At 75.7% G+C, this 26,171-nt stretch carries 25 protein-coding genes; 12 read left to right on the forward strand and 13 right to left on the reverse strand.

Features of this window, described 5'->3' with window-relative positions; translation table 11 throughout:
- Positions 1-49 precede the first annotated feature (49 nt).
- The 5 genes from ACN20G_RS26010 to ACN20G_RS26030 form a co-directional block, all read right to left on the reverse strand.
- On the reverse strand, positions 50-1,327 hold the full coding sequence (locus ACN20G_RS26010; protein ID WP_424215243.1) for an LLM class flavin-dependent oxidoreductase: 1,278 nt from the start codon (positions 1,325-1,327) through the stop codon (positions 50-52).
- 73 nt (positions 1,328-1,400) lie between these two features.
- Positions 1,401-1,550: a putative leader peptide gene (locus tag ACN20G_RS26015; protein ID WP_424215244.1), complete on the reverse strand. Its 150-nt coding sequence runs from the start codon at positions 1,548-1,550 to the stop codon at positions 1,401-1,403.
- Positions 1,551-1,757: 207 nt separating this feature from the next.
- Positions 1,758-2,336: a TetR family transcriptional regulator gene (locus tag ACN20G_RS26020; RefSeq protein ID WP_424215245.1), complete on the reverse strand. Its 579-nt coding sequence runs from the start codon at positions 2,334-2,336 to the stop codon at positions 1,758-1,760.
- Complete coding sequence (locus ACN20G_RS26025) at positions 2,333-3,838, reverse strand: MFS transporter (RefSeq protein ID WP_424215246.1); 1,506 nt, start codon at positions 3,836-3,838, stop codon at positions 2,333-2,335. The genes ACN20G_RS26020 and ACN20G_RS26025 overlap by 4 nt, the downstream gene beginning before the upstream one ends.
- Positions 3,839-4,005: 167 nt before the next feature.
- Complete coding sequence (locus ACN20G_RS26030; RefSeq protein ID WP_424215247.1) at positions 4,006-4,929, reverse strand: LysR family transcriptional regulator ArgP; 924 nt, start codon at positions 4,927-4,929, stop codon at positions 4,006-4,008.
- A 66-nt stretch (positions 4,930-4,995) separates the two neighbouring features.
- On the opposite strand from ACN20G_RS26030, the gene ACN20G_RS26035 reads away from it, so the two are divergent.
- Positions 4,996-5,622, forward strand: a complete 627-nt coding sequence (locus tag ACN20G_RS26035; RefSeq protein WP_424215248.1) for a LysE/ArgO family amino acid transporter — start codon at positions 4,996-4,998, stop codon at positions 5,620-5,622.
- A gap of 12 nt (positions 5,623-5,634) precedes the next feature.
- Here the strand turns inward: ACN20G_RS26035 and ACN20G_RS26040 are convergent, their stop codons facing one another.
- On the reverse strand, positions 5,635-6,108 hold the full coding sequence (locus ACN20G_RS26040) for a MarR family winged helix-turn-helix transcriptional regulator (RefSeq protein WP_424215249.1): 474 nt from the start codon (positions 6,106-6,108) through the stop codon (positions 5,635-5,637).
- Positions 6,109-6,235: 127 nt separating this feature from the next.
- On the opposite strand from ACN20G_RS26040, the gene ACN20G_RS26045 reads away from it, so the two are divergent.
- Positions 6,236-6,646 carry an organic hydroperoxide resistance protein gene (locus ACN20G_RS26045; protein ID WP_424215250.1) on the forward strand — a complete coding sequence of 137 codons (411 nt, stop codon included), beginning with the start codon at positions 6,236-6,238 and terminating at the stop codon, positions 6,644-6,646.
- On the opposite strand, the gene ACN20G_RS26050 is transcribed toward ACN20G_RS26045, so the two are convergent.
- The 3 genes from ACN20G_RS26050 to ACN20G_RS26060 form a co-directional block, all read right to left on the reverse strand.
- Positions 6,636-7,511, reverse strand: coding sequence for an ATP-grasp domain-containing protein (locus ACN20G_RS26050; protein ID WP_424215251.1), 876 nt, complete (start codon positions 7,509-7,511; stop codon positions 6,636-6,638). The two genes, ACN20G_RS26045 and ACN20G_RS26050, sit on opposite strands and share 11 nt — an antisense overlap.
- Before the next feature lie 2 nt (positions 7,512-7,513).
- Positions 7,514-8,410, reverse strand: coding sequence for an ATP-grasp domain-containing protein (locus tag ACN20G_RS26055; protein WP_424215252.1), 897 nt, complete (start codon positions 8,408-8,410; stop codon positions 7,514-7,516).
- A 134-nt stretch (positions 8,411-8,544) separates the two neighbouring features.
- On the reverse strand, positions 8,545-9,123 hold the full coding sequence (locus ACN20G_RS26060) for a uridine kinase family protein (RefSeq protein ID WP_424215253.1): 579 nt from the start codon (positions 9,121-9,123) through the stop codon (positions 8,545-8,547).
- Between the two features lie 101 nt (positions 9,124-9,224).
- Between ACN20G_RS26060 and ACN20G_RS26065 the strand changes: the two genes are divergently transcribed.
- Complete coding sequence (locus ACN20G_RS26065; RefSeq protein WP_424215254.1) at positions 9,225-9,830, forward strand: hypothetical protein; 606 nt, start codon at positions 9,225-9,227, stop codon at positions 9,828-9,830.
- A 66-nt stretch (positions 9,831-9,896) separates the two neighbouring features.
- Here the strand turns inward: ACN20G_RS26065 and ACN20G_RS26070 are convergent, their stop codons facing one another.
- The gene (locus ACN20G_RS26070) at positions 9,897-10,247 is read right to left on the reverse strand and encodes an STAS domain-containing protein (protein WP_424215255.1); all 351 of its coding nucleotides are present in this window, start codon (positions 10,245-10,247) and stop codon (positions 9,897-9,899) included.
- Positions 10,248-10,657: 410 nt separating this feature from the next.
- On the opposite strand from ACN20G_RS26070, the gene trpS reads away from it, so the two are divergent.
- Complete coding sequence (gene trpS / locus ACN20G_RS26075) at positions 10,658-11,677, forward strand: tryptophan--tRNA ligase (protein WP_424215683.1); 1,020 nt, start codon at positions 10,658-10,660, stop codon at positions 11,675-11,677.
- 33 nt (positions 11,678-11,710) lie between these two features.
- On the opposite strand, the gene ACN20G_RS26080 is transcribed toward trpS, so the two are convergent.
- Positions 11,711-12,412 (reverse strand): ABC transporter ATP-binding protein, encoded by a 702-nt coding sequence (locus ACN20G_RS26080; protein WP_424215684.1) that lies wholly within the window; start codon positions 12,410-12,412, stop codon positions 11,711-11,713.
- Between the two features lie 214 nt (positions 12,413-12,626).
- Here ACN20G_RS26080 and ACN20G_RS26085 point away from each other — a divergent pair, with 214 nt between their 5' ends.
- Genes ACN20G_RS26085 through ACN20G_RS26095 form a run of 3 tightly spaced genes read left to right on the forward strand, consistent with a single transcriptional unit; the run spans position 12,627 to position 19,623 of the window.
- Complete coding sequence (locus tag ACN20G_RS26085) at positions 12,627-15,863, forward strand: FtsX-like permease family protein (protein WP_424215256.1); 3,237 nt, start codon at positions 12,627-12,629, stop codon at positions 15,861-15,863.
- The gene (locus tag ACN20G_RS26090; protein ID WP_424215257.1) at positions 15,860-18,643 is read left to right on the forward strand and encodes a hypothetical protein; all 2,784 of its coding nucleotides are present in this window, start codon (positions 15,860-15,862) and stop codon (positions 18,641-18,643) included. The genes ACN20G_RS26085 and ACN20G_RS26090 overlap by 4 nt, the downstream gene beginning before the upstream one ends.
- A gap of 41 nt (positions 18,644-18,684) precedes the next feature.
- Positions 18,685-19,623, forward strand: a complete 939-nt coding sequence (locus ACN20G_RS26095; RefSeq protein WP_424215685.1) for an ABC transporter ATP-binding protein — start codon at positions 18,685-18,687, stop codon at positions 19,621-19,623.
- Positions 19,624-19,633: 10 nt separating this feature from the next.
- Here ACN20G_RS26095 and ACN20G_RS26100 read toward each other — a convergent pair whose 3' ends face one another.
- Together ACN20G_RS26100 and ACN20G_RS26105 are read right to left on the reverse strand one after the other, a co-directional pair.
- Positions 19,634-20,038: a DUF3592 domain-containing protein gene (locus ACN20G_RS26100; protein WP_424215258.1), complete on the reverse strand. Its 405-nt coding sequence runs from the start codon at positions 20,036-20,038 to the stop codon at positions 19,634-19,636.
- Between the two features lie 72 nt (positions 20,039-20,110).
- Entirely contained in the window at positions 20,111-21,061 is a 951-nt protein-coding gene (locus tag ACN20G_RS26105; protein ID WP_424215259.1) for an aldo/keto reductase, read from the reverse strand.
- 421 nt (positions 21,062-21,482) lie between these two features.
- Here ACN20G_RS26105 and ACN20G_RS26110 point away from each other — a divergent pair, with 421 nt between their 5' ends.
- From ACN20G_RS26110 to ACN20G_RS26130, 5 genes are all read left to right on the forward strand, one after another.
- Positions 21,483-22,508 carry an amino acid ABC transporter permease gene (locus ACN20G_RS26110; protein WP_424215260.1) on the forward strand — a complete coding sequence of 342 codons (1,026 nt, stop codon included), beginning with the start codon at positions 21,483-21,485 and terminating at the stop codon, positions 22,506-22,508.
- Positions 22,505-23,290, forward strand: coding sequence for an amino acid ABC transporter ATP-binding protein (locus ACN20G_RS26115; protein WP_424215261.1), 786 nt, complete (start codon positions 22,505-22,507; stop codon positions 23,288-23,290). The genes ACN20G_RS26110 and ACN20G_RS26115 overlap by 4 nt, the downstream gene beginning before the upstream one ends.
- A 61-nt stretch (positions 23,291-23,351) precedes the next feature.
- The gene (locus tag ACN20G_RS26120) at positions 23,352-24,371 is read left to right on the forward strand and encodes an ABC transporter substrate-binding protein (protein WP_424215262.1); all 1,020 of its coding nucleotides are present in this window, start codon (positions 23,352-23,354) and stop codon (positions 24,369-24,371) included.
- A gap of 101 nt (positions 24,372-24,472) precedes the next feature.
- The gene (locus ACN20G_RS26125) at positions 24,473-25,234 is read left to right on the forward strand and encodes a GNAT family N-acetyltransferase (RefSeq protein WP_424215263.1); all 762 of its coding nucleotides are present in this window, start codon (positions 24,473-24,475) and stop codon (positions 25,232-25,234) included.
- A gap of 69 nt (positions 25,235-25,303) precedes the next feature.
- Positions 25,304-26,149, forward strand: a complete 846-nt coding sequence (locus tag ACN20G_RS26130; protein WP_424215264.1) for a class I SAM-dependent methyltransferase — start codon at positions 25,304-25,306, stop codon at positions 26,147-26,149.
- Positions 26,150-26,171 lie beyond the last annotated feature (22 nt).

The raw sequence follows: 26,171 nt of genomic DNA on the forward strand, positions 1-26,171 counted from the left end.
CGGAAGCGGAAGCGGAAGGCGAACGGGCGGGACGGGGCGCGGGGCCGGCTCAGCGGGCGGTCGCGTACCGGTTCGCCGGCCGCTCCAGCCCCAGCAGTCCGCGCAGCGAGTCGGCCTCGTAGGCCGACCGGAACACCCCGCGCGCCCGCAGTTCGGGCACCAGGCCGCGGGTGATCGCCGGCAGGTCCTCGGCCAGCACGCCCGGCCGCAGCCGGAACCCGCCGAGCCCGGCCCGTCGCCAGGACACCAGCAGATCGGCCAGCTCCGTCGGGGTGCCCGTGAAGACCGCGGCCCGACCGCCACCGAAGCCGTCGGTGTCCTCCACCACGCCCGCCGCCTCGCGCGGCAGCACGCCGGGCCCCGCGTCACCGGTGGTGAACGCGCTGCCGGCCAGCTCGTCCAACCGGGCCAGCCGGTCCCGCGCGGCCCCCGCCGAATCGGCGAGGAACACCGTCAACTCGCCGAAGATCCCCAGGGGTTCGGCGCGTCGGCCGACCTCGGAGCGGGCCGCCCGCAGCCGGTGCACCGCCGCCCGCGTCGAAGAGGTGTCCACCGGGGAGACGAACGCCAGGTCCGCGGCCCGCGCCGCCAGCGTGTGGCTGTGCTCGGCGGCCGTCACCCCCACCGCCACCACCGGCTGCCCCTGCGGCGGGCGCGGGGTGATCGAGGGGCCGCGCACCGCGAACCACTGGCCCGCGAAGTCCACGTAGTGCAGGCGCTCGCGGTCCACGAACCGGCCGGTGGCCACGTCACGGATCTCCGCGTCGTCCTCCCAGCTGTCCCACAACCGGCGCACCACCTCGACGTGGTCGGCGGCCTCGGTGGTCAGCCGGCCCGGGGCCTCCCCGGGGGAGCGCCGGCCCACGTGCGCGACCTCGTCGGCCCGCCCGGTCCAGCGCACCCACAGTCCGGCCCGGCCCGCGGAGACGTGGTCCAGGGTGGCCACCGCCTTGGAGACGTGGAAGGGTTCGGTGTGGGTGGCGGTCACCACCGGCACCAGCCCGAGGTGCCGGGTGGCCGGGGCCACGCGGGCCGCCGTCAGCAGCGCGTCCAGCCGGCCCCGGACCCGTCCAGGGTCCCCGTCCAGACCGTCGGCCTCGGCCGACTGCCAGGCCAGGGAGTCCTCGAAGGTCACGAAGTCCAGCAGCCCCCGCTCCGCCTCCACCGCGAGGTCCACCCAGTACCGGGGGGTGAACAGCTCGGCGGGCCGGGCACCGGGAACCCGCCAGGCCGCCGGGTGCCGACCGGCCCCGTCCAGGGCCACGGCGAGCCGCAGCGGGGCGTTGACGGAACCGGGGGAGTCGAGGGACTCGGGGGAGTGGGACACGGCGAGGGGGCCTTCCTGAACGGTGCGGGGAGCCGCCGGCGGTCGGGGCGACGGCCGGGCGAGGGGACCTCGATCAGGAACGACACAGGCAGGCGGCGACGCGCTGCAGGTCGATGTGGGGCCGCGAGTGCAGCCACACCACCCGCACCGGACGCAGGGCCGGCGCCGGACGCGGCACGGCCACCGGGAAGTCGAGGACGTCCGCCCGCGATGCGCGCACCACGCCCACCCCCTCACCCGGATCGCGGCGCGCCCACGTCGGGCGTCGCCTGCCCTTCGACGCTATGCGGCCTGGTCGGGGGAATCAACGACGGCGGTGTCACAGGAATGTGTCCGGTACACGAACGAGGGCGAATCCGGGCGCAAGTCCCGTCCCGACCCCCTCGACTCCCGTGCCCCACACGCCCGTTGGCGCCCGGATCCGGCCGGTTCAGCGGCTGGTGCGGGGCCCGTCCACGAGCGCCTGGAGCACCGGCCCGTACAGGTCGGCCAGGTGCTCGGGCGAGGTCGTCGAGGAGGCCCCGCCGTCCCGGTGCAGGCTCAGCGTGGCCCCCAGGCCCAGCAGGGCCCCGGCCACCAGCTCCGCGCGCAGCCGCGCGTCCGGCCCGGTGAGCAGCCCCGCGATCCGCCCCGTCACCTGCTCCCGGAACCGCTCCCGCAGCAGCACCCTCTCGTCGTCGCCGACCAGCGCGAACACCACCCGCAGCAGGGGGTCCCCGGCGAACTCGGCCCGCAGCCGCACCAGGGTCAGCACCAGGTGCCGGCCCAGCACCGCCGGATCGGCCCCCACCAGCTCCTCGGCGGCCGGCCCGAAGTCGGCCACGGTGTGGAACAGCCGCTCCTTGCTCCCGAACCGCTTCACGATCAACGACGGGCTCACCCCGGCCGCCGCCGCGATCCCGCGCAGCGTCACCTCCGCGTACGGGCGCATCGCGAAGGCCCGCCGGGCCGCGCGCTGGATCGCGTCCCGACCGGTGCCGGGGGACGCGGGAGGTGCGGGGACGGTCACGAACTCTCCCGGACGGCGACGACGGAGGACGGCACCGCGACCGTACCTCCCTTCGCGCGCGGCCGGCCGACCCCACCCCGACCGGCGGGCAGGAACGCGGCGATCACCAAGGCTCCGACGGCCGCCACCCCGGCGCACACGAACACCGTCAGGTACGCGCCCAGGGTCGGCGCCGTCCGGCCGCCCGAGGTGAAGGTGACCCGGGAGAGCACCACCACGACCACCGTGCTGCACGCGGCCTGCCCCACCGACCGCATCAGGGTGTTCAGCCCGTTCGCGGCCCCGGTCTCGGTGACCGGCACCGCGCTCATCACCAGGGCCGGCAGGGCCGAGTAGGCCAGGGCCGTCCCGGCGGCGACCACGGTGGCCCCGGCCACGATCATGCCGAGGCTGTGGCTGGTGAAGAACCGCACCCCGTAGCCCACCGCCATCACCGCGGCGGCCAGTCCCAGGGTGGCGCGCGGCCCGAAGCGGGCGGAGATCCGGGCCGACACGGGTGAGAGCGCCACCATCGCGACCCCGCCCGGCAGCATGCACAGCCCGCTGACCACCAGCGAGGCGCCCAGCCCGTAACCCGTCCAGGTCGGCTCCTGCACCAGTTGGGCGGTGACCAGCGAGTTCGCGTAGAACGCGAACCCGATCAGCAGCGCCGCCAGGTTCGCCAACAGCACGGCGGGCCGGGCCGAGACCCGCAGGTCCACCATCGGCGCGTCCGTCCGCAGCTCGTAGCGCCCCCACAGCAGACCGAGCACGAGGGATCCGACCAGCAGCCCGAGGGTGCGGGCGGAGCCCCAGCCCCACACCGGTCCCTGGGTGATCGACAACAGCAGCCCGACCAGGGTCAGGGCCAGTCCCAGCCCGCCGAGCAGGTCCAGTCGTCCGCCCGCGCGCACCGTGCCCGCCGGCACGCAGCGGGCCACCAGCACGAGGTCCAGCAGGCCGAGCCCGGCCGAGGCCCAGAACATGGTGTGCCAGTCGAAGTGCTGCACCACCAGCGCGGCCACCGGCAGGCCCACCGCCGCGCCGATGCCCAGGGTGGAGCTCATCAACGCGATCGAGGACAGCACCCGCTCGGCCGGCACCTCGTCGCGGATGATGCTGATGCCGAGCGGGATCACCGCCAGGGCCGCGCCCTGCAAGGCCCGGCCGGTAATCAGCACTCCGATGTGCGAGGTGACGGCGCAGAGCACCGAACCGGCGGTGAGCACCACCAGGGAGAGCATCAGCACCCGGCGCTTGCCGAACAGGTCCCCGACCCGTCCCAGGACGGGGGTGAACACGGCGCCGGTGAGCAGGGTCACGGTGACCAGCCAGCCCGCGGCCCCCGGGGTGCTGCCGGTCAGCTCGGGTATGTGCGGCAGCAGCGGCACCACGAGGGTCTGCATGAGGGCGACGACCACCCCGCAGAACGCGAGCACGGGCACCGCGAGGCGGTGCCGGGAGGCGGCGGCGGTGTCGACTTCGGGGGGCTCCGCGGGATCGGTGGCGGACGGCCGGGTCATGGCGCTCCAGAGGGGGCTCGCGACGGGGTACGGGCGGCCCGTGCGACCCGGGTCCCGGTGCGGGACCGACGGGGGTGCACAGGTGTTCACCCCTCCAGGGTAAACGCCTGTGCACCCCTCGGGAACACCCGGTCCGCGAAGACTCCGCCCGGCCGCCTTCGGGTGCCTCAGCCGGGGTGTGGGCGCAGGTGCTCGGCGGCCGTGGCCGCCACCGCCTCGGCCACCGCCGACAGCGCGGGGGAGTCCAACCGCCACTGCTGCCAGTACAGGGGCACGTCCAGCGGGTCCTGCGGCGCCAGGTCCACCAGGCGACCGGCCGCGAACAGCGGCGCGGCCTGCTCCTCGGGCACCATCCCCCAGCCCAGCCCCGCGGCCACCGAGTCCCGGAACCCCTGCGAGCTCGGCACGTGGTGGCGCAGCTCGCTCGCGCCCCGCCCGTCCGGGGTCCGGGAGCGGGCCCAGGCGTCCTGGAGGTCGTCGCGCTCGTCGAAGACGATCACGGGCGCGGTGCGCAGCCCCGGCGCGAGCCCGTCGGACAGCCACCGGGCCAGGAACTCGGGGGTGGCGGCCGGTCGGTAGCGCATCAGGCCCAGTCGACGCACGGAGCATCCGGCCACCGGGTCGGGTCGGGAGGTCACGGCCGCCATCACCATTCCCTCGCGCAGCAGCTCGGTGGTGTGCGCCTCGTCCTCCCGGCGCAGCTCGAAGCAGATCGGCGGGGTCTGCGGCACCCGCTCCAGGGCGGCCAGGAACCAGCCGGCCAGCGAGTCGGCGTTCACGGCGACCTGCACCCGGGCCGGCGCCGGTCCCCCGTCCGCCGACTCCCGCGACAAGCCCAGATCGGCCCGCGCGTCCCGCTCCAGCCGCGCGAGCTGCCGCGCGAAGCGCACGAGCACCTCGCCCGAGGGAGTGGGTCGCACCGGCTTCGCGCGCACCAGCAGCACCCGCCCGGTGCGCTGTTCCAGGGCCTTGACCCGCTGGCTGACGGCGGAGGGGGTCACGTGCAGGGCGGCCGCGGCGGCGTCGAAGGTGCCGCCGTCCACCACGGCCAGCAGGGTCCGCACGTGCTCCACGGGCAATTCGTTCATCATGAACGCTGAAGATACGTAAGAAAACTTAGCTGTACTGAATCGTCTCGGGTTCCTAGGGTCGTCTTCATGAACAGCACCACCCTCGCGGCCGGCGCGGCCGGATTCGGCACCGGACTCTCCCTCATCGCGGCCATCGGGGCGCAGAACGCCTTCGTGCTGCGCCAAGGGGTGCGACGCCAGGCGGTCCTGCCCGTGGTCGCGATCTGCGCCCTGTCCGACTTCGCCCTCATCGCCCTCGGCGTGGCCGGGGTCGGCGCCGCCGTCGCCGCCTGGCCCGCCCTGCTCACCGCCGTCGGCATCGCCGGCGGGCTCTTCCTCATCGGCTACGGACTGCTCGCGGCCCGCCGCGCCCTGCGCCCCGCCCCGGAGGCCGAGGGACTGAGCCCGACCGGGACCGGCACGGGCGTGACCAAGGCCGCCGTGCTCACGTGCCTGGCCATGACCTGGCTCAACCCGCACGTCTACTTCGACACCGTGCTGCTCCTGGGCTCGCTCGCCTCGGACCGGGGCGAGGCCAAGTGGGCCTTCGGCCTCGGCGCGGGGCTGGCCGGCCTCAGCTGGTTCGGGGCCCTCGGATTCGGTGCCCGCCTGCTCAGCGGGGCCCTGGCCAAGCCCCGGTTCTGGCGCGCCCTGGACGGGGTGGTCGCGGCCACGATGCTGGCCATGGGCACGATGCTGCTCGTCGGCGCCTGAGCCCGCCCGAGGTCAGAGGCCCGGGTCGGCCGTCGCCGCGTCCAGGGCCCGGGTCAGCCGGTCCAGTCGCGCCTGCAGGTCGCGGATCTCGGCGAGGTCCAGATCGGTGGCGGCCCCGATCCGGCGCGGCACCTCCAGGGCCCGTTCCCGCAGCTCACGGCCGGCCGGGGTGAGCCCGACCTCCACCGAACGCTCGTCGGCCGCGCTGCGCTCCCGCGTCACCAGGCCGGCCGCCTCCAGCCGCTTGAGCAGCGGGGACAGGGTGCCGGAGTCCAACCGCAGACGCTCCCCGAGCCGTTTGACGGGCACCGGCCCGCGCTCCTCCCACAACACCAGCATCACCAGGTACTGGGGGTAGGTGAGGTCCAGGTCCTTGAGCAGCACCCGGTAGAGCCCGTTGAAGGCGCGGGTCGCCGCGTGCAGGGAGAAGCAGATCTGCTCGTCGAGCCGGAGGAAGCCCTGCCAGGGCTCGGGGGACCGCGTCATGGCCCCAGCATACCGAGAGGCGACACGCGGGCGATTCAATTGCGCACAACTTAATTGTGTGCTCTAGTTGTGGTCGCGGCGAACCCGCCGCCGCAGCACCCTCCCCCCGCACCCAGGAGACGCCGCCATGGACGCCCTGTACACCGCCGTCGCCACCGCCAACGGACGCGAAGGCCGCGCCGTCAGCTCCGACGGCCGGCTCGACCTCCCCCTCGCCATGCCCCCGGCCCTCGGTGGCGACGGCGCCGGCACCAACCCCGAACAGCTCTTCGCCGCCGGCTACGCGGCCTGCTTCGCCAGCGCCCTGGGCCTGGTCGGCCGCGCCGCCAAGGTGGACACCTCCGAGGTCTCGGTGACGGCCGAGACCACCATCGGCAAGGACCCCGCCGGCGGCTTCGCCCTCGCCGTCACCCTGCGCGTCGAACTCCCCGAGCACCTCGCCGCCCAGGGCCCCGCCCTGGTCGAGCAGGCCCACGGGGTCTGCCCCTACTCCAAGGCCACCCGCGGCAACATCCCCGTCGAGCTCGTCATCGAGTGACCGGCTCCGCGCCCTCCCGGCCCCCGGCCCCCGCCCGGGGGCCGGTCCCGCCCGAGGCGGACGAACGCACCCGCGCGACCAGGTCGACCAGCGCCTCCGGGGCCCCCGCCTGACCGCGCACCCCCGGGAACGCGTTCACGTCCACGAGCACCGGTTCCCGCCCGTCCCCCGGATCGATCAGGTCCACCCCGAACACCGACAGCCCGAACGCCGTCCCCGCCCGCGCCACCCACCGCGCCCACGCGGCCGGCAGCCCGGCCGGATCCACCACCCGCCCCGCGTCCCGACCGCCCGGACTCAACTCCGAGCGCCGCACCGCCGCGAAGAGCCGACCGCCGATCGACCACAGCTTGTGGTCGAAGCCGTCACCGCCCGCGAACTCCTGCACCACCACCGGCTCCGCCCGCCACGCGCCCCTCGCCAACGCGGCCAGCCCCGCGCCCGACTCGACCCGGGCCACCAGGTCCCCGCGCCGACTGAACCGGCTCTTCACCACCAACGGGCCCGACCCGCGCGCCGTCTCGGCCCGCGCCGCCGCCCCCGGATCCGGGTACGCGCGCACGGCCGCGAACGGCAGCCCCGCCTCCCGCGCCACCCGCGCCATCGCCACCCGGTCCTGGACCAGCTCCGTGGCCCCGGCCCCGTTGACCACCGGCACCCCGGCCGCCTCCCAGGCCCGCGCCAGGGCCAGCGCCTCCGGGGTGCGCGCCTTGAGCAGGCACAGGTCCACCCCGGGGCGCGTCGCCGGACCGCTCGCCGCCCCCGCGCCCGGATCCAGCGCCACCACCGTGTCCCCGGCCGCCTCCCACACCCGGGCCGCGCCCGCGAGCAGCGGATGCGCCGGATCCGACGTCAACAGACCCACCCTCACCGGGTCTCACCCGCCCCGGCCGGCACCCGGGCCGCCGGCACCGTCACCGCGACGGGCCCCTGCCAGGCCGGGGCGGGCCGCCGCCCGGCCCGGGCCAACGCGAGCACCGCGTCCGCCACCCGGTCCACCGCCCGGGGGACCCGGCGGAAGGACGGGAAGTCGTTCACGTCGACCACCACCGGCCCGTCCGGCCCCGACAGCACGTCCAACCCGTACAGGTCCAGGCCGTACACCGCGCCCACCCGGGTCGCGATCCGCTCCACCTCCGCCGGCACGGGCACCGCGCGCTCCGCCGGCCCCCCGCTCTCGCGCAGCGGCGAGCACCGCCGCGTGGCGAACACCTCGCCGCCCACGCAGTACACCTTCAGGTCCACGCCCTCGTTCGGCACCCAGGGCTGCGCGATGAGCATCCCCTCGGCCGACAACACGGGCCACAGGGCGACCAGTTCCGCCGGCGAGTCCACCCGGCGCACCCCCCGGCCCGAACTGCCCTCGGCCGGCTTGACCACCAGCGGGTACGCCGACTCCGGTATTCCCGCCAGCAGTTCCGGACGGGCCGCCGCCCACGTCAGCGGCACCGGCAGCCCGGCCCGCCGGCCGATCGCGGCGGCCAGCGCCTTGTCCCGGACCCCCCGGATCGCGCGCGCGTCGTTCACGGTGGTCAACCCGGCCGACGCGGCCGCCTCCAACAGGGTCAACCCGGGCCCGCCCGAGACGGTCTTGAGCACCCAGGCGTCGTGATCGGCGCCCTCCAGCAGGTCCGTCATCTCCAACAGCGAGCCCCCGGGCCGCACCACGTCCACCCGGTGTCCCCACTCGACCAGCCGCCGCACCACCTCGACCGGCATCCCGTCGTGCCGATACTGCTCCTCGACGAGAAAGCAGAGTTTCATCGACCATCCCCGTTTGTCCCGAAGTCCGCCGTGACATCCGGCGATTGCGAGCCCACAGAATCGCACGGGTCGAACCGCCCCCGAAGCCCGGGCCCGTCCCTCGGCACACCCCTGTGACCTGCGAGCTCGCCCGGTCAGTCGGTGGAGATCAGCACATCCGCGCAGTCCTGGGGCCGGTGCGCCGCCAGATACCGGTCCTCGGCCGGCATCCACACGTCCACCCACATCGAACGCGCCGCCTCCCCGTCCCGTTCCAGACCCCGCCGCAACCGGGTCTCGCGCGCGGCCTCGCAGTGGATCCGGAAGGTGTACAGCCCGCGCAGCGAACGGTGCAGCGCGTGCACGCCCTCCACCACCACCGGCCGGCCCGCCGCGACCACCGTCTCCTCGGCCGCCGGCGCGTCCGCGTCCCAGTCGTAACGGTGGAAACGGGCCTCCCGGCCCGCCGCGAGCGGGGCCACCGCCTCGGCGCGCAGCCGCGCGAGGTCGAAGAAGGCCCCCGGCTCCTCGGCCGCCGCACCCGCCGGGCGCAGCCCGCTCGGCAGGTAGAAGTCGTCCACGTGCACCACCTCGGCGCCGATCGCCTCGGCCAGGGCCCGCGCCAGCGTGCTCTTCCCGGAGCCCCCGGCCCCGTCCACCCCCACCAACGGCACCCGCCCCGGGGGAGTGCCACGCCGCAGAACCGCCTCGGACAGAGATTCGATGTCATACACGAGGGCATTGTCCCGTACCCAACCCGGCGGGGACCGGTCACCCCCTCGCCGGTCGATCGTTGCCAGGGAGTGATCTACCCCAGCCAGGAGAAGAAGAACCGATGAGCAGACGTCAGAAGGGCCGCAAGCACCGCTCGGTCAACCGTACGCCGCGCCCCGTCGGTCCCGCCCGCACCGCCCTCCCGCCCGCCCCGCCCGAGCCCGCCGGTCCCGTCTTCCACAACACCGCGCGCAGCGGCGGACTGGGCCTGCCCGCGGCGCGGACCTGGCAGGAGGTACGGACGGCCGGCCCCGGCGGGGCCACCGTGACCGAACTCGCCGGCGCCGCCGGCTACCAGGCCGCCACCATCCTCAAGCACCTCAAGGGCATGACGCGCTTCGGACTGGTCGAACAGCGCGGGGAACGCTGGTTCTCCACCGGCAAGAGCCAGTGGACCGCCGCCCGCGAACACGGGCTGCCGGCCCGCGCCGCGAGCCGCGAACCCGCCGCCACGCCCCCGCCGGCCGAGCCGTCGGCCGCCTCGGCCGCCGCCCGGGCCGCCGGACCGCCGGTCCGGGTCGCGGTCCCGGGCCCGGGAGGGGAGCCCGTACCGGCCCCCGCGCCCCCCGTCGAGGCCCCGACCGAGGCATGGCCCGACTCCCCGACCGGCCTGCCCCGGCAGTCGGCCGGCGCCCGTACGGACACCCCGGCACCCGCACGGGTGTGAACGCGCGCCGAGGCCGCCGGTCGGGACCCCTCACGGTCCCGACCGGCGGCCCCGGTCCGCGCGTCCTCAGACGGTGTCGCCGGTCTCCGGCCCCGCCGTCACCTCGGCCGCCGTCGCCGCGAAGCCGAAGACCCGGTCCGAACCGGTCAACCGCAGCAGCCGGTCCAACCTCGGCGGCACGGTGCCCACCAGGGTCACCGGATGCGCCAGCCCCGCCTCCAACAACACGCTCAGGGTGGTGGAGTCCGCGAACTCGACCCCGCTCACGTCCACGGCGTAGGCGCGCACCCCCGCCGCCCGCGGGTCCAGGGCGGCCCGCAGCGCCGCGACGCTGTCCACGTCGAACTCGCCGCTGATCGCCACCACCCGTACCGTCCCCTCCGACAGCACTTCGACTCTGTTGCGCTGCCCGTCCATGGGTGCCGCCCTCCGGAACTCGATCCGTCGTGATCACGGCCGATCCTCTCGGCCGGGCGCGAGGTGACGCCCGCGCCCGGCACGACCGTACGGCATCCCCGCCCCACCGGCGGTCCCGGGGCACACCCGCCGGCGGGCCGGTCCCGGCACGGGGTACGGTGGGGCCATGACCACGACCCGTGCCGTGAACCTCAGCTGGTGGCGCTCCTCCTAGGAGCGGCCGACCCTCACGCACACCCAGGTCCGGGGCCGTTCACGCGAACGGCCCTTCGTCGTCTCCCCCGGCACACCCGGGAGTGGCCCGCCGCCCGTTCGCCACAGGCGGCCCGCCCACCCCGACAGTCCAGGAGACCCCCGTGACCACCGTCACCACCACCCCGGCCGACAGCACCGCCGACACCGCCGCCGGCATCGTCGACGAGGCGGCCGTGCGCGCCCACCCGGAGAACTTCCGCGTCCTCACCGGCGACCGCCCCACCGGCCCCCTCCACCTCGGCCACCACTTCGGCACCCTGCGCAACAGGGTCCGGCTCCAGGAACTCGGCGTGGAGATGTTCGTCCTGATCGCCGACTACCAGGTGATCACCGACCGGGACCGGGCCGAGCGGCTCGGCGAACGCGTCGAGGACCTGCTGCTCGACCAGCTCGCCGCCGGACTCGACCCCGAGCGCGTCACCTTCTTCGCGCACAGCGCCGTCCCCGCCCTCAACCAGCTGGTGCTGCCCTTCCTGAGCCTGGTCTCGGTCGCCGAACTCGGCCGCAACCCCACGGTGAAGGAGGAGATCGCCCACTCCCGGCAGTCCGCCGTGAACGGGCTGATGTTCACCTACCCCGTGCACCAGGCCGCCGACATCCTCTTCTGCAAGGGCGACCTCGTGCCGGTGGGGGAGGACCAACTGCCGCACCTGGAACTGACCCGGGTGATCGCCCGCCGCTTCAACGAGCGCTACGCGCCCGGACCGTCCTCGCTGTTCCCCGAGCCCGCCGCGCTGCTTTCGGCCACCCCCCGGCTCGCCGGGCTCGACGGCGGCAAGATGAGCAAGAGCCGGGGCAACGCCATCGCGCTCGGCGATGACGCCGACACCACCGCCCGGCTGATCCGCGCGGCCCGCACCGACTCCGACCGCCGCGTCACCTTCGACCCCGAGACCCGGCCGGGGGTCTCGGCCCTGCTCATCCTCGCGGCCCTGTGCGAGGAGGGCGACGGCGACCCGCGTCGGATCGCGGCCGAGATCGGCGACGCGGGGGCGGCGGCCCTCAAGCGGAGGGTGACGGACGCCGTCAACGGGCACCTCGCGCCGCTGCGGGCCCGACGGGCCGAACTCGCCCGGGACCGGGGCGCGCTGCGGTCCCTGCTGCGGGCCGGCGAGGCCCGGGCCCGGGAGGTCGCGGACGCGACCCTGGAGGAGGTCCGGGCCGCGATGGCCTGAAGCCCCCGGAGCCCGGGAGCGGCCCCGCCTTCCTCACCGGTCGGCGGCCCGCTCCCGTGCCGGGTGCCCCTCGCCGACCAGCAGCCCGTCGCGCAGTTCGACGACCCGATCGGCCAGCTCCATCAGGTTCGGGTCGTGGGTGGCCACCAGCGCGGTCACCCCCTCCTCGCGGACCACGGCCTTCAGCAGCTCCATGATCGCCCGGCCGGTCTCGGAGTCGAGCTGCCCGGTGGGCTCGTCCGCGATGATCAGGTCCGGTTCGTTGGCCAGGGCCCGCGCGATCGCCACCCGCTGCTGCTGCCCGCCGGAGAGCTCGCCGGGCAACTGCTCGGTGTGCTCGGCCAGTCCGACCAGGGCGAGCAGGGTCCGCACCCGCGCCTCGCGTTCCTTCGCGGGCACCCGGCGCATCCGCAGCGGCACCCCCACGTTCTCGGCGGCGGTGAGGACCGGGATCAGGCCGAAGGACTGGAACACGAACCCGATCCGCTCCCGCCGCAGCGCCAGCCGCCCCGCCTCGCCCAGCCCGGCCACGTCCACCCCGTCCAGGAGCACCGAACCGGCCGTGGGCACGTCGAGTCCGCCGACCAGGTTCAACAGGGTGGTCTTGCCGGAACCGGAACGCCCCTTCAGCGCCGTCAGCGTGCCCCGTTCCACGCTGAAGTCCACCCCTCGCAGGGCCCGCACCTCCCGGTCGCCCGCTTCGAAGGAACGACGCAGACCGGTCACGGTCAACATCGGCGTGGCCGGGCGGTCTCGCCCCGGCGCGGTCGCGGTCTCGGTCACGTGGACCCCCCGGATAGGGCCCCCGCCGCCGGGGGCATGGTCGGACGCGCACGATTCTGCGCAGCCCGCGCACCGCTCGCGCAAGCCTCTTCCGGCCAGTGATTTCATCTGACAACATCGTCCGCTATCCGGTGCCATGTCACCGAATCGGGGGAGGACACGCATCATGCTCGGCTTCGTCATGCGCCGGCTGCGCGGGCGACTGCCGCTCGCCGCCGCCGTTCTGGTGACCATTCTGGTCACCACCACCGTGGTCACCACGCTCACGGCCTTCACCCGCACCGCCGGCGAGGCCGGACTGCGCCAGGCGCTGGGTCAACCCGCCGACCGCTCCCGCACCACGGTCCTCGCCACCGTCGAACACGGGGTCGGCGACCGCGCGTCCGACGACGCCGCGCTGCGCGCCTACGCCGAGGACCTCTTCGGCGACCTGCCCCGACGGATCGAGCACTCGGCCCGCAGCCGCTCCTTCGCCCTGCCCGCCGCCCCCACCCCCCGAGCCGGCGCCGGCGAGGACCTCACCCAACTCGCCTCCCTCGACCCCCGCCGGGTCACCCTCGTCGCCGGTCGCGCGCCCGGCCCCGCGAGCGCCGCGTCCGGGCCCCTGACCGCGGCCGTGCCCCGCACCACCCTCGACCGGCTCGGACTGACCGTCGAGCGACTGCCCGCCGAGATCCGTCTCGTCGACCGGCTCGACGGCGCCCCCCGCACCGTGCTCGTCACCGGCGTGTACCGGGCCCGCGACCTCACCGACCCCTACTGGCGGCTCGACCCGCTCGGCGGCCGCGAACTCGCCCTCGGCAGCTTCACCACCTACGGCCCGCTGCTCGTGGACGACACCGCCTTCACCGCCGGCGGCCTGCCGCAGGACCGCCGCGCCGCCCTGATCACCCCCGACCTCTCCGGGGTCGACGCCACCGAGGCCGACCGTCTGCGCGCCGAGACCACCCCGCACGGCGACGCCCTGCGCAAGGCCCACGGATTCACCGTTCGCACCGAACTGCCCACCCTGCTGGCCGAGATCGACGCGGCCCGCACCGTGGCCCGCTCCACCCTGCTCATGGGCGCCCTGCAACTCCTCGCCCTCGCCCTCGCCGCCCTGCTCCTCGTCGCCCGGCTCACCGCCGAACGCGGCCGCCCCGAACGGGCCCTGCTCACCGCCCGGGGCGCCTCCCGCCGCCATCTCGGTCTGCTGACCGGCGTCGAGACCCTGCTCCTCGCGGTGCCCGCCGCCCTGCTCGCGCCCCTGCTCACCCCCCTGGCCCTGCGCCTGGCCACGGCCTTCGGGCCCCTCGAAGGGGTGCCCCTGGACACCTCCCTCACCCCCGACCTGTGGCCCCTGGCCGTCGGCACCGCCCTCGCCTGCGTGATCCCCGCCGCCGTGCCCGCCCTGTGGCGGATCGACCCCGGACCCGAGGCCGGCGCCCGCCGGGTCCGCCGCGCGCTGGTCCTCGGCTCGCGCTCCGGAGCCGACCTCGCCCTGCTCGCCCTGGCCTTCCTCGCCTACCGGCAACTGGCCGACCACGAGGGCGGCCTGAGCCGCGACGCCGGTGGCCGGCTCGGCGCGGACCCCGTCCTCGTCGCCACCCCCACCCTGCTGCTGTGCGCCGGCACCCTCCTCGTGCTGCGGGCCCTGCCCCCGCTGGCCCGGCTCGGCGGCCGGATCGCCGCCCGCGGCCGGGGCCTGGGCGCGGCCCTGGTCGGCTGGCAGTTCGCCCGCCGCCCCGGCCGCGTCGGCGGCCCCGTGCTCCTGCTCGTCCTCGCCGTCTCCGCCGGGGTCCTCGCCCTGGGCCAGTACACCGCGTGGACCGGCTCCCAACGCGACCAGGCCGCGTTCGAGAGCGCCGGCGGACTGCGGATCACCGGCTCCGAACTCCCCGCCTTCGGCCGCGGCGGCCGCTACCACGCCCTCCCGGGCGGCGACCGGCTGCTGCCCGTGTTCCGGCAGGACCTGCGCTTCGCCGACACCACCTCCACCGGGCACCTGCTCATCGCCGACACCGAGGCAGTCGGCGACCGCGTCCCCCTCCGTGCCGACCTGCGCGCGGACCGGCCGCTCGCCGAGATCCTCGCCCCGCTCCACACCGACCGCGCCCCCGACCGCGGCATCCCCCTGCCCGGCGCCCCCAAGCGGCTGGAACTCGACGTCAGCGCCCGGGCCGACTCCACCCTCGGGCTGCCCACCCTCAGCCTGATCCTGCGCGACGCCGACGGCCTCACCCACCGCACCCCCGCCGCCCCGGTCCCCGCCGACGGCCGGACCCGGCTCTCGGTGGACCTCGACCCGGTCGCCGGCGCCCCACTGGGCACCCCGCCCGCCCGGCTCACCCTCGCGGGCCTCGTCCTCGACTTCGGCCTCGGCCTCAACAGCCCCACGAACGGGCAGGTCACCGTGCACGGCCTGGCCGCGGCCGACCGCGCCGGCGGGGACGCCGTCCGGATCCCGCTGCCCACCCGCGCCGAGGACTGGCAGTTCGTCCCGCCCGCCCGCGAGACGCCCGAGGAGAAGCCCGCCACCTTCGCGGCCGGCCCCGAGGGTCTCACCCTCGGCTATGTCGGCGGCGGGGCCACGGGCAAGTCCTCGGTCCTGCTCGCCGGCCCCGCCGGATCCCCCCGGCAGCCGCTCGCGGCCGTCGCCACCCCCGAGTGGCTCACCGCCAACGGCGCCCGCGTCGGCGCCCTCGCCACCGTCGCCGTCGACGGCGTCACCCGCACGGTCCGGATCGTCGACGAGATCCCCGCCCTGCCCACCCTCGGCCCCGCCGGCATCGTGATCGACCTGCGGGCCCTGGCCGCCGAGACCCTCCCCGAGGGCCGCCCGCTCGACGACCCCGACGAGTGGTGGCTGCCCGCCGCCTCCGCCGACGACCCCGTCCCCGCCCGCGCCGCCGCCGCGCTCCGCGCCGAGGTGCCCGGCGGCGGCCGGGCCCTGCTGCGCGAGGAACTCGCCCGCGAACTGGAACGCGACCCGCTCGGCGCCGCCCCGCAGACCGCGCTCGCCGGCCTCGCCGCCGTCAGCGCCCTCCTGGCCGCCGTCGGCTTCGCCTCCGCCCAGGCCGCCTCCGCCCGCGAACGCGCCCGCGACACCTCCGTCCTGCGCGCCCTGGGCGCCGCCGACCGCACGCTGACCCGCGCCGCCCTCGCCGAACCCTGTCTCCTCATCGGCCTCGGCGCCGCCGTCGGGGCGGCCCTCGGGGTCGCCCTGGTGCACCTGCTCGTGCCGCTGATCGTCCTCACCCGCACCGCCGAACGCCCACGGCCCGAACTCCTCGTGGACCTGCCCGACGCGACCGGCCTGCTGCTGGTCCTGGCCATCGCCGCGATCCCCCTCGTGACCGCGCTGATCGCCACCCGACGCGACCGCGACGTCGCCGCCCGCCTGCGGTACGTGGAGGACCTGTGACCCGCCCCGACCCCACCCCCCGCGACCTGCGCCCGGCCCGGTGGCCGGCCACCCGGATCGCCGCCGGCCCCTGGACGGCGCTGCTCACCGGGGCCCTGGCCCTGGTCGCCGTGTTCGTCGCCGTCGCCCTGCCCCGGGTCCTGGACCGCGACGCCGACCGGGCCCTGCGCCACGACGTGGCCGCGGCCGGCCCCGAGCAGCGCGGCCTGTTCGGCGTCTCCCAGACCCGTCCGGGCGCCCCCGGGGGCGGTCGGGAACTCGACGAGATCCTCGACCGGTTGCGCGCCGACGTCCGGGCGAGCGGCCTGAGCCTGCGCGAATCCGAGATCGTCCACGGTACCCGGGGCACCAGGACCGGGCTCACCGGCCCCGGCCTGCCCCGCCCCGACGGTCTCGACCCGCTCCTGGACCTCCTCCACCTGCGCGGGGTCGAGAAGCGGGTGGAGTGGATCAGCGGCCGGCCCCCCGGCGCCCCCTCCGGGGGCGCGATCGAGATCGCCCTGTCCGAGGGCGTCGCCAAGACCCTCGGGATCCGGGTCGGTCAGGTCCACACCGTGCCGTCCACGGCCAAGGGCCCCGGCGCCGTCCGCGTCACCGGCGTGTACCGCGTGCCCGACCCGCAGGCCGAGCGCTGGGAGGGCCTGCCCTGCCTCCTGGCCTCGTGCCAGGACTGGGTCCAGGGCGACGGCAAGCCCCAGATGCGCTGGCTGTCCGCCGGGCTCGTCGGCGAGGCGTCCCTGCCGACGCTGAGCGCGTGGACCCCGCGCCTCACGGACTTCTGGCGACTGCCCCTGGTCTCGGGGACGCTGACCGCGGCCACCGTCCCCGAGACCAAGGGCAAGGTCACCGAATTCCTCACCGGCCCGCGCGGGGCCGACCTGCCGGCGCTCACCAACCGTCCCGACTTCCGGATCGTCTCCGACCTGCCCCGACACCTCGACGACGCCGTGGCCCGGCAGGCCGCCCTGGCCCCCCTCACCCTCATCGGCCCCCTCGGCCTCGCCGGCGTCATCGGCGTGGTCCTCTGCCTGGCCGCCGCCCTCGGCACGGACCGTCGGCGCGAGGAACTCCGGCTCCTGATCGCCCGCGGCGCCTCCCGCCCCGGCGTCCTGCGCGCCCTCCTCGCCGAACAGGCCCTGCTCGTCCTGCCCGCCGCCGTCCTGGCCGGGACCGCCGCCGTCCTCGCCTTCCCCACCCCACGACTCCTGCCCGGCCTGCTCTGGGGCGCCGCCACCGCCCTCGTGGCCCTCCTCGCCGGCCCGGTCCGGGCCGCCGCGCTGCTCGCCCCCGCCAAGGCCGCCGCCCCGGTCCGCCGGCTCGTCGGTGAACTCACCGTGCTGATCGTCACGATCGCCGCGGTCGTCGCCGTCCGCCGCCGGGGCGTCGCCCCCTCCGGCACCGACACCACCCCCGTCCCCACCACGATCGACGTGGACCCGCTGCTGGTCGCCGCGCCCCTCCTCGTGGCCCTCACCGTCGGACTCCTCCTGGCCCGCGTCCAACCCCTGGTCCTCGGGCTCGCCGCCCGGCTCGCGGCCCGCCGGCGCGGCCTGATCGGCTTCGTCGGCCTGGTTCGCGCGGCCCGACCCGCCGGCGCCGGCCGGGCCCGCCCCTCCGTGCTGCCCGCCCTCGCCCTGCTCCTCGCCGTCACCACCGCCGGATTCGGCGGCACCGTCCTGGACTCCCTGGCCGGCGCCCGACTGATCGCCGCCCGACACCAGGTCGGCGCCGACGCCACGGTCCACGGCACCTGGCGGGCCACGCTCACCCCCGAACTGGTCCGGGCCCTGGACGCCACACCGGGACTGCGCGACTCCCTCACCGCCTGGGTGGACACCGAGGGCTCCACCGTCGGCACCGAGAACGGCTCCGTCCCCACCACCGTCATCGCCGTCGACCCCGAGAAGTACGCGGCCCTGGCCCGACACGTCGGGCGCGGCACCTTCGACCCCGAGGCCCTGGCCCGCCCCGCCGCCGCCGGCACCGCCGCCGACCCCCTCCCCGCCCTCGTCGGCACCGGCCTGCGCCGCCAGGGGCTCGGCGAGGTGCACGAGATCCGCCTGCGCACCGGCCACACCCTGCGCGTCCGCCCCGTCGCCACCGTCGCCGACACCCCGGCCCTGCGACCCGACCCCGGCGCCCTGATCCTCGTGCTGCCCGCCGGCCCGACCACCCGCGCCCTCCTCCCCGAGTCCACCACCCCCACCCACTGGTTCGGCACCGGCGACGCAGTCACCTCCGACGCCCTGAACGCGGCCCTGCGCGCCGGCGCGGGCGAGCGGGCGAAGGACTACGTCGGCACCACCGCCCTCGCCACCGTCCCCACCCTCGGCGACACTCCCCTCGAACACGACGCGGGCCGGCTCTTCACCGCCTGCGCCGCACTGGCCGCCGCCTTCGCGCTGCTGGCCCTGCTCATCACCCTGGTGCGCGCCGCCCCCGAACGCGCCGCGCTCCTCGCCCGCCTGCGCACCATGGGCCTGCGGCCCCGTGAGGCCGCCACCCTCATCCTGGTCGAGGCCCTGCCCGCCGCCTGGGTCGCCGCCCTCGTCGGCGGCGCCACCGCCGTCCTGGCCGCCGCGCTCCTGGGCCCCGCCGTCGACCTCGCGGCCCTCGTCGGCACCACCGCCGTGCCCGCGCGCGTGCTGCCGGCGGCAGGCCCCGTCTGGCCGGCCGCCGCCGCCCTCGCCGGTCTGGCCGCGCTCGCCGTCCTCGCCGAGGCCCTCCTCGTCGGCCGCCGCCAGATCACCACCGAACTCAGAGCAGGAGACAACCGGTGACACCCGACGCCACCCGCACCGACCCCGCGCCCGCCCCCCGGATGGCCGAACTGCGCCGCCGGGCCGAGGCCGCCGCCGCCCCCAAGGACCGCACGGGAGGGGACGCGGCCATCGTCTGCGACCGGCTCGTGCGCGTGTTCAGCGCCGACGGCATCGAGGTCCAAGCCCTCCAAGGACTCGAACTCACCGTCGAACGCGGGGACCTGGTCGCCCTGGTCGGCGCCTCCGGCAGCGGCAAGTCCACCCTCCTCAACATCCTCGCCGGCCTCGACCTGCCCACCGCCGGCAGGGCCGCCGTCGCCGGCCGCGACCTGCTGGAGATGAGCGCCCGCGAACGCCTGCACTACCGCCGCGAGGCCGTCGGCTTCGTCTGGCAGCAGACCGCCCGCAACCTCCTGCCCTTCCTCACCATCGCCCAGAACGTCGCCCTGCCCCTGCAACTCGCCGGCGCCGGCCCCCGCGCCGGCCGCACCGCCCGCCACACCGCCCGGGTCGCCGAACTCCTCGAAGCCCTCGACATCGCCGAACTCGCCGCCCGCCGTCCCGCCGAGCTCTCCGGCGGCCAACAACAACGCGCCGCGATCGCCGTCGCCATGGCCAACGCCCCCGAGGTGCTCCTCGCCGACGAACCCACCGGCGAACTCGACTCCGACACCGCCGACACCGTCTTCGAGGCCCTGCGCACCGTCAACCGCGACCTCGGGGCCACCGTCGTCATCGTCACCCACGACCCGCTCGTCGCCGGCGAGGTCCGCCGCACCGTCGCCATCCGCGACGGCCGCACCAGCAGCGAGGTCCTGCGCCGCACCGTCACCGACGCCGACGGCACCGAGACCGTCAGCGAACGCGAGTACGTGATGCTCGACCGCGCCGGCCGGGTCCAACTCCCGCGCACCTTCCTCGAAGCCCTCGGCATGGCCGACCGGGTCGCCGTCGACCTCGCCGCCGACCACATCGAGGTCCGCCCCGACGACCACTGACCGCCGCCCCTCACACCAGCAACGACACCCCCTCCACCACCAACAACCCGGCCGCGGCCACCACCAACGGCGCCACCACCACCTTCGCCGCCACCACCCCGATCCGGTCCGCGGTCTCCTCCGGCCGCACCGGGTCGTACCAGACCCGCACCCGCGCACCCGGCCGCGGCCCCGGAAAGGTGTTGGCCGAACTCGCCGTCCGCACCACCGCGCCCGCCGCCGTCGTGAACTCGAACTCCACCCGCCCCGGCCGCGCCCCCGGCCGGGTGCCACCCCGTTCCGGCGCCGCGATCACCACCGCCTCGGCCCGCGCCCACCTCCCGCGCGCCCGCCACAACACGGCCAGCTCCGCCAGCGCGCCGTGCACCAGCGCCAACCCGATCACGACCGCCGCGATCCCCCCGTACACCTCCACCACAGCCCCCGTCCGTGACCCGCTCCCGACCGGGTTGTGCCCACCCGGGAGCCGTCCACAACGTCGGCGAGGTCAGGGCAGGCGCTCGCCCCGGGCCGCCACCCACAGCTCGTACCACTCCTCGTGCGAGAGCTCCGCCTCCCGCGTCACCGCGTCCCGGCAGGCCCGGATCCGCTCCGGCCGGGAGGTGCCGATCACCGCCTCGATCCGCGCCGGATGCCGGGTCAGCCACCACAGCACGATGGTCTCGCCCGTGGTCCCCTTCTCCTTCGCCAGCCGCGCGACCACCTCGGAGGCCGCGAGCTCGGCGGGGGACTCGGCCAGCCCCGTGTACCGACCGCCGGCCAGCGCGCCCCATGCCTGGAGACGGACCCCGGTGGCCGCGCAGTGCTCCAACAGACCGAAGGGGAAACCGTTCGCGGCGGCCGCCGGCGTGTTCACCAACACCCCGGCCTCCACCCAGTCCCGCGCCCCCAGGCTCATCTCCACCTGGTTCACCACCACCGGGATCGACAACCGGGCCTGGAGGGCCGCGATCTGCGGCGCCCCCATGTTCGACACGCCCACCCGCCGCACCAAGCCCTGCCGGTGCACCGACTCCAGGGCGCCCGCGATCTCGTCCGGGTCCGCCAGCGGATCCGGCCGGTGCAGCAACAACACGTCGAGCACGTCGGTGCGCAGCCGCTCCAGGCTCTCCGCCACGCCCCGCTCGATCCGCTCGGCCCGCAGGTCGTAGTGGCCCACCCGACCCGGCTCCGCCAACCGGATCCCGACCTTGGTCTGGAGCGTGATCCGCTCGCGCAGGCCCCGGTCCCGCGCCAACACCTCCCCGAACACCCGCTCGGCCTTGCCCCGCCGGTAGATGTCCGCGTGGTCGAACACGGTGATCCCGCTCTCCACCGCCGCCGCCACCGCGGCCTCCGCCTGTTCCACATCCGCCGCCGTCACCGGGGAGTCGTCCCACGCACCTCCCAACCCCATACACCCGTACACCACACGATTCACATCTGTCCCAGTCGCCATGACCACCACCCTAAGCGCCCCCGGCGACCCCGCGGGAGCATGAAGAATTCCTTGCCGGAACATGTCGCTCCGACCCGGTGTGTCCGCCGTGTGAAATGCGTGCGGGCCGGCCTGAAAAGGCCCCCGAATTCGTTGACGACGCCGCGCGCCGCTGCCTACCGTCAACCCCGTTCCCGGCTCTTCGCCACCGCGAGGAAAGGCCCGGGAAGGTGTCTCCCGCCCGACGCGCCGGACCCCGCGTCGGCCGCCCGAAACCCCTTTTCCGTCGCGCCCTTCCCCGGGCGGACACCCGCGCGGCGGGCCGGATGCGAAACGGCCCGCGAAATATCCGGCGGACCCCGACGCATTCACCCGTGAATCCGCCGTCGGACCCGCACGCCCACGGCCCCCTCGGGCCGATCACCAGCCCCGGGAGGCACCCATGCCGGAAACCCCGCTCACCACCGCACCACCCCCGCCCACCACCCGCGCCACCCCCGACGCAGCCGGTTCCGGTTCCACCGTCGACCCGCCGGCCCTCACCGCCCGCACCCCCCTGCCCGCGCGCCGGCCGGGCCGGATCCCCGTCGCCCTGGTGCTCCTGGTCATCACCGCCCAGATCGTCAACGGACTGGTGACCAACCCCTTCTTCCAATGGGACCGCTTCGCCCACTGGTTCCTCCAGCCCACCGTCCTCGACGGGCTCCTCATCACCCTCCAGGTCACCGCGTACAGCGCCGTGTTCGGACTGCTCGGGGGCATCGCCCTCGCCCTGGCCCGGCTCTCCGGCAACCCGGTGGCCCGCGGCCTGAGCTGGGTCTACACCTGGCTGTTCCGCTCCGTCCCGCTCATCGTCGTGCTGCTCTTCCTCTACAACTTCAGCGCCCTGTATCCGACCATCGGCGTCGGCATCCCCTTCGGCCCGGTCTTCTTCAGCGTCGACGAATCGAAGATCGCCACCGACATGGTCGTCGCCGTCGTCGGCCTCTCCCTGTGCGAGGCCGCCTACGCCGCCGAAGTGGTCCGCGCCGGCATCCTCGCCGTCGACCAGGGCCAGCACGAGGCCGCCGCGGCCCTCGGCCTGCCCCGCCGCCGCCAGTTCACCCACGTGATCTTCCCGCAGGCCCTGCGCGCCATCGTCCCCTCCTACGTCAACCAGCTCATCGGCCTGCTCAAGGCCAGCTCCCTGGTCTTCTACGTCTCCCTCCTCGACCTGTTCGGCGTGGTGCAGTCGATGGGCGCCACCAACCCCGGCGACGTGGTCCCCCTCCTCCTCGTCGCCACCACCTGGTACGTCATCCTCACCAGCGCCGTCTCCGTCGTGCAGTACCACGTGGAACGCCGCGCCGCCCGGGGCGCCCTGCGCACCCTGCCCCCCACCCCCCTCCAACGCGCCCGCGCCGCCCTGCGCGAACTGGGCGAACGCCGCGCCCTGCCCCCGACCGCCGAAACGGACCGCCGTCGATGACCACCACCGCGCCCCCGGCCGCCCCCGCCGCCATCGAACTGCGCGACGTCCACGTCCGGTTCGGCGACCACCACGTGCTGCGCGGCGTCGACCTCGCCGTCCGCCCCGGCACCGCCACCGCTATCCTCGGCCGCTCCGGCTCCGGCAAGTCCACCCTGCTGCGCGTGGTCAACCACCTCGAACGCCCCCACCGCGGCCTGGTCCGCGTCGGCGGCGAACTCATCGGGGTCCGCGTCGACGGCGACCGCCTGCGCACCCTGCCCGAACGGCAGGTCCTCGCCCAACGGGCCCGCATCGGCTTCGTGTTCCAGAACTTCAACCTCTTCCCGCACCTCACCGCGGTGCAGAACGTGACGGCCGCGCCACTGGCCACCGGCCGCCGCGACCGGGACACCGTCCGCGCCGAGGCCCTCGCCCTGCTCGACCGGGTGGGCCTCGCCGACAAGGCCGACGCCCACCCCCGGTCCCTCTCCGGCGGCCAACAACAACGCGTCGCGATCGCCCGCGCCCTGGCCCTGCGACCCGACGTGATCCTCTTCGACGAGCCGACCTCGGCCCTCGACCCCGAACTCGTCGGCGAGGTCCTCGACGTCATCGCCGACCTCGCCGCCGACGGCGTCACCCTCCTGATCGTCACCCACGAGATCGGCTTCGCCCGCCGCATCGCCGACGAGATCGTCTTCCTCGACGAAGGACGGATCGTCGAGCAGGGACCGCCCGAAGCCGTCCTCGACCACCCCGCGCACCCCAGCACCCGGGAGTTCCTCGACCGGGTCCTGTGACCCGCCCCGCCCCGCCGCCCCCCGCGCCGTCCCCGTTCCACACCCCGCCCGAAGGACCACGATGCCCAGCCGCAAGCTCGCCCCCACCGCCCTCCTCTCCGCAGCCCTCCTCACCGCCCTCACCGCCTGCGGCTCCGCCGACAAGGAGACCAAGACCGACACCGTCGCCCAGAGCACCGACGGCAAGGTCGCGGTCGGCGCCTTCTCCGGCGGCGCCGCCAAGCCCACCACCCTGGAGGTCGAGCCGGTCGAGGAACTGCGGGCCCAACTCCCCAAGGCGGTCCGCGACAAGGGCGAACTCGTCATAGCCGTCGGCGCCCTGCCCACCGGCTACCCGCCGCTCTCCTTCGTCGGCGACGACCACAGCACCCTCACGGGCAACGAACCCGACCTCGGCCGCCTGGTCGCCGCCACCCTCGGACTCAAGCCCGTGGTGAAGAACAGCACGTGGGAGAACGTGTTCGTGGGCCTCGACAGCGGCCGGGTGGACGTGGCCTTCACCAACGTCACCGTCACCGAGGAACGCAAGCGCCGCTACGACTTCGCGACCTACCGCAAGGACAACCTCGTCTTCGAGGTGCGCGCCGGCAACACCTGGAACTTCGACCAGAAGGCCCCCGCGGAGAGCCTGGCCGGCCGCACCGTCGCCGTCAGCCGCGGCACCAACCAGGAGAAGATCCTCCTCGAATGGCAAAAGGAGCTCCAGGCCAAGGGCAAGGACATCACGATCAAGTACTTCCCCGATCTCAACAGCACCTACCTCGCCCTCGACGGCGGCCGCATCGACATCCTGCTCGGCCCCGGCCCGGCCCTCGCCCACCACGTGGCCAACACCAAGAACACGCCCAAGGCCACCCGCGTCGCCGGCGAGTACTCCGGCGCCGGCGCGAGCCTCCAGGGCCTGATCGGAGCCGCCACCAAGAAGGACGGCGGACTCGTCAAGCCCGTGGCCGGCGCCCTGGAGCACCTCCAGAAGAACGGGCAGTACGCCAAGCTGCTGGAGACCTGGAGCCTGGGCGGCGAAGCCGTCCCGAAGGTCGAGATCAACCCGCCCGGCCTGCCGCTGCCCCCCACCTCCTGACCCGACCGGGAGCGTCGTCGGTGTCCCCCCGATCATGATCGGGGGGACACCGACGACCCCCGCGCACCACCCGCACCACCCGTCCCCCGAAGGAGCCCGCGTTGCCGCACCCCACCCTCGACCCGGCCCCCGTCGAGCCGGCCGGCCCCCGCGCCGCCGCGCACCCGCTGGACAACCCGGCCTGGGCCGCCCTCAGCGGACCGCACGCGGCCCTCGCCCGGACCCTGCCCCACCCCGACGGACACCCGCCCCGCGCCGCCCACTACCCCTCCGACATCGCGCACTTCGCGGCCCTCGCCGACCCCGAGGACCCCGAGTCCTGGGCCGAACTCGCCCGACTGCGCGGCCCCGACGCCGAGGTGGTCCTCGCCGGCCGGTTCACCCCGCCCCCGCACTGGACCCCGCTCATGGAGATCCCCGGCGTCCAACTCGTCGCCGAGCACGTCGACGAACGCCCCGACCCCGAGGCCGTCGAACTCGGCCCCGAGGACGTGCCCGAGATCCTCGACCTCATCGCCCGCACCCGCCCCGGCCCCTTCCTCCCGCGCACCGTCACCCTCGGCGGCTACCTGGGCCTGCGCGCGCACGGCCCCACCGGCCCCCTGATCGCCATGGCCGGCCGCCGGCTCCACCTGCCCGGACACACCGAGATCAGCGCCGTCTGCACCGACCCCGACCACCGGGGCCGCGGCCTGGCCGGACGCCTGGTCCGGGCCGTGGCCGCCGGCATCCGGGCCGAGGGCCGCACCCCCTTCCTGCACACCGGCGCCGCCAACGCCCCCGCCATCCGCCTCTACGAGAACCTCGGCTTCACCCTGCGCCACCGTCCGAACTTCCTGGGACTGCGCACCCCCGCCGCGTGATCGACCCGGCCCGCCACGGGGTAGGACTCGCCCGGCGACGACGCCCACCCCCGGCCGGAAGGCGAGACCATGACCCCCGACCCGCACCCGGACACCCCGACCGTCCCCCCGGCGGTCCGCCGCACCTACGGCGCGCTCGACCTCAGCTCCCAACCCTCCTTCGCGGGCGGGTTCATCAACTTCGGCCACTGGGCCGGCATCGACCTCGACCGGCCCCTCACCGTCCCCGACCGGATCCGCAGCCAGGAGAACCTCTACCGGCGGGTCCTGGACGCCGCGCACCCCACCGCTGGCGCCGAGACCCTGGAGATCGGCTGCGGACTCGGCCTCGGCTGCGCCCTCGCCGTCACCGACTACGGGGTGGCCCGCGCCACCGGCCTCGACATCCACCCCGACCAGCTCGAACGCGCCCACCAGGCCACCGGCGACACCCGGGCGGCCCACCCGGGCGCGCTGCGCCTGACCCTGGGCGCCGCCGAACGCGTGCCCTTCCCCCAGGCGTCCTTCGACCGGGTGGTCTCCGTCGAGGCCGTCCAACACTTCACCGACCTCGACGCATTCGCCCGCGAGAGCGCCCGCGTGCTGCGCCCGGGCGGCCGACTCGTGCTCGCCGGGTTCCTCACCCCCGACGAGGACCCCGCGCACCCCGGGGCCCTCGCCGAACTCCTGGCCTCCTACGCCGACGGCCTCGACATCGCCCGCCCGGTCCAGGCCCTGGACCGGGCCCTGCGCGAGGCGGGCCTGACCGGGCCCCGGGTGGAATCCGTCGGCGCCGAGGTGTGGCCCGGCTTCGACCGCTGGCTCGCCGACCTCTGGAAGCCCGGCAGCTGGCCGCGCAACTTCCTGCGCGCCCACCGCGAGGGCCACCTCGACTACTACCTCGTCACCGCCGACAAACCCGCCACCCGCCCTTGATCGCCCGGCCGCCGCGCCCGTC

The sequence above is a fragment of the Streptomyces dryopteridis genome, from assembly GCF_049606955.1.
Taxonomy (GTDB): domain Bacteria; phylum Actinomycetota; class Actinomycetes; order Streptomycetales; family Streptomycetaceae; genus Streptomyces.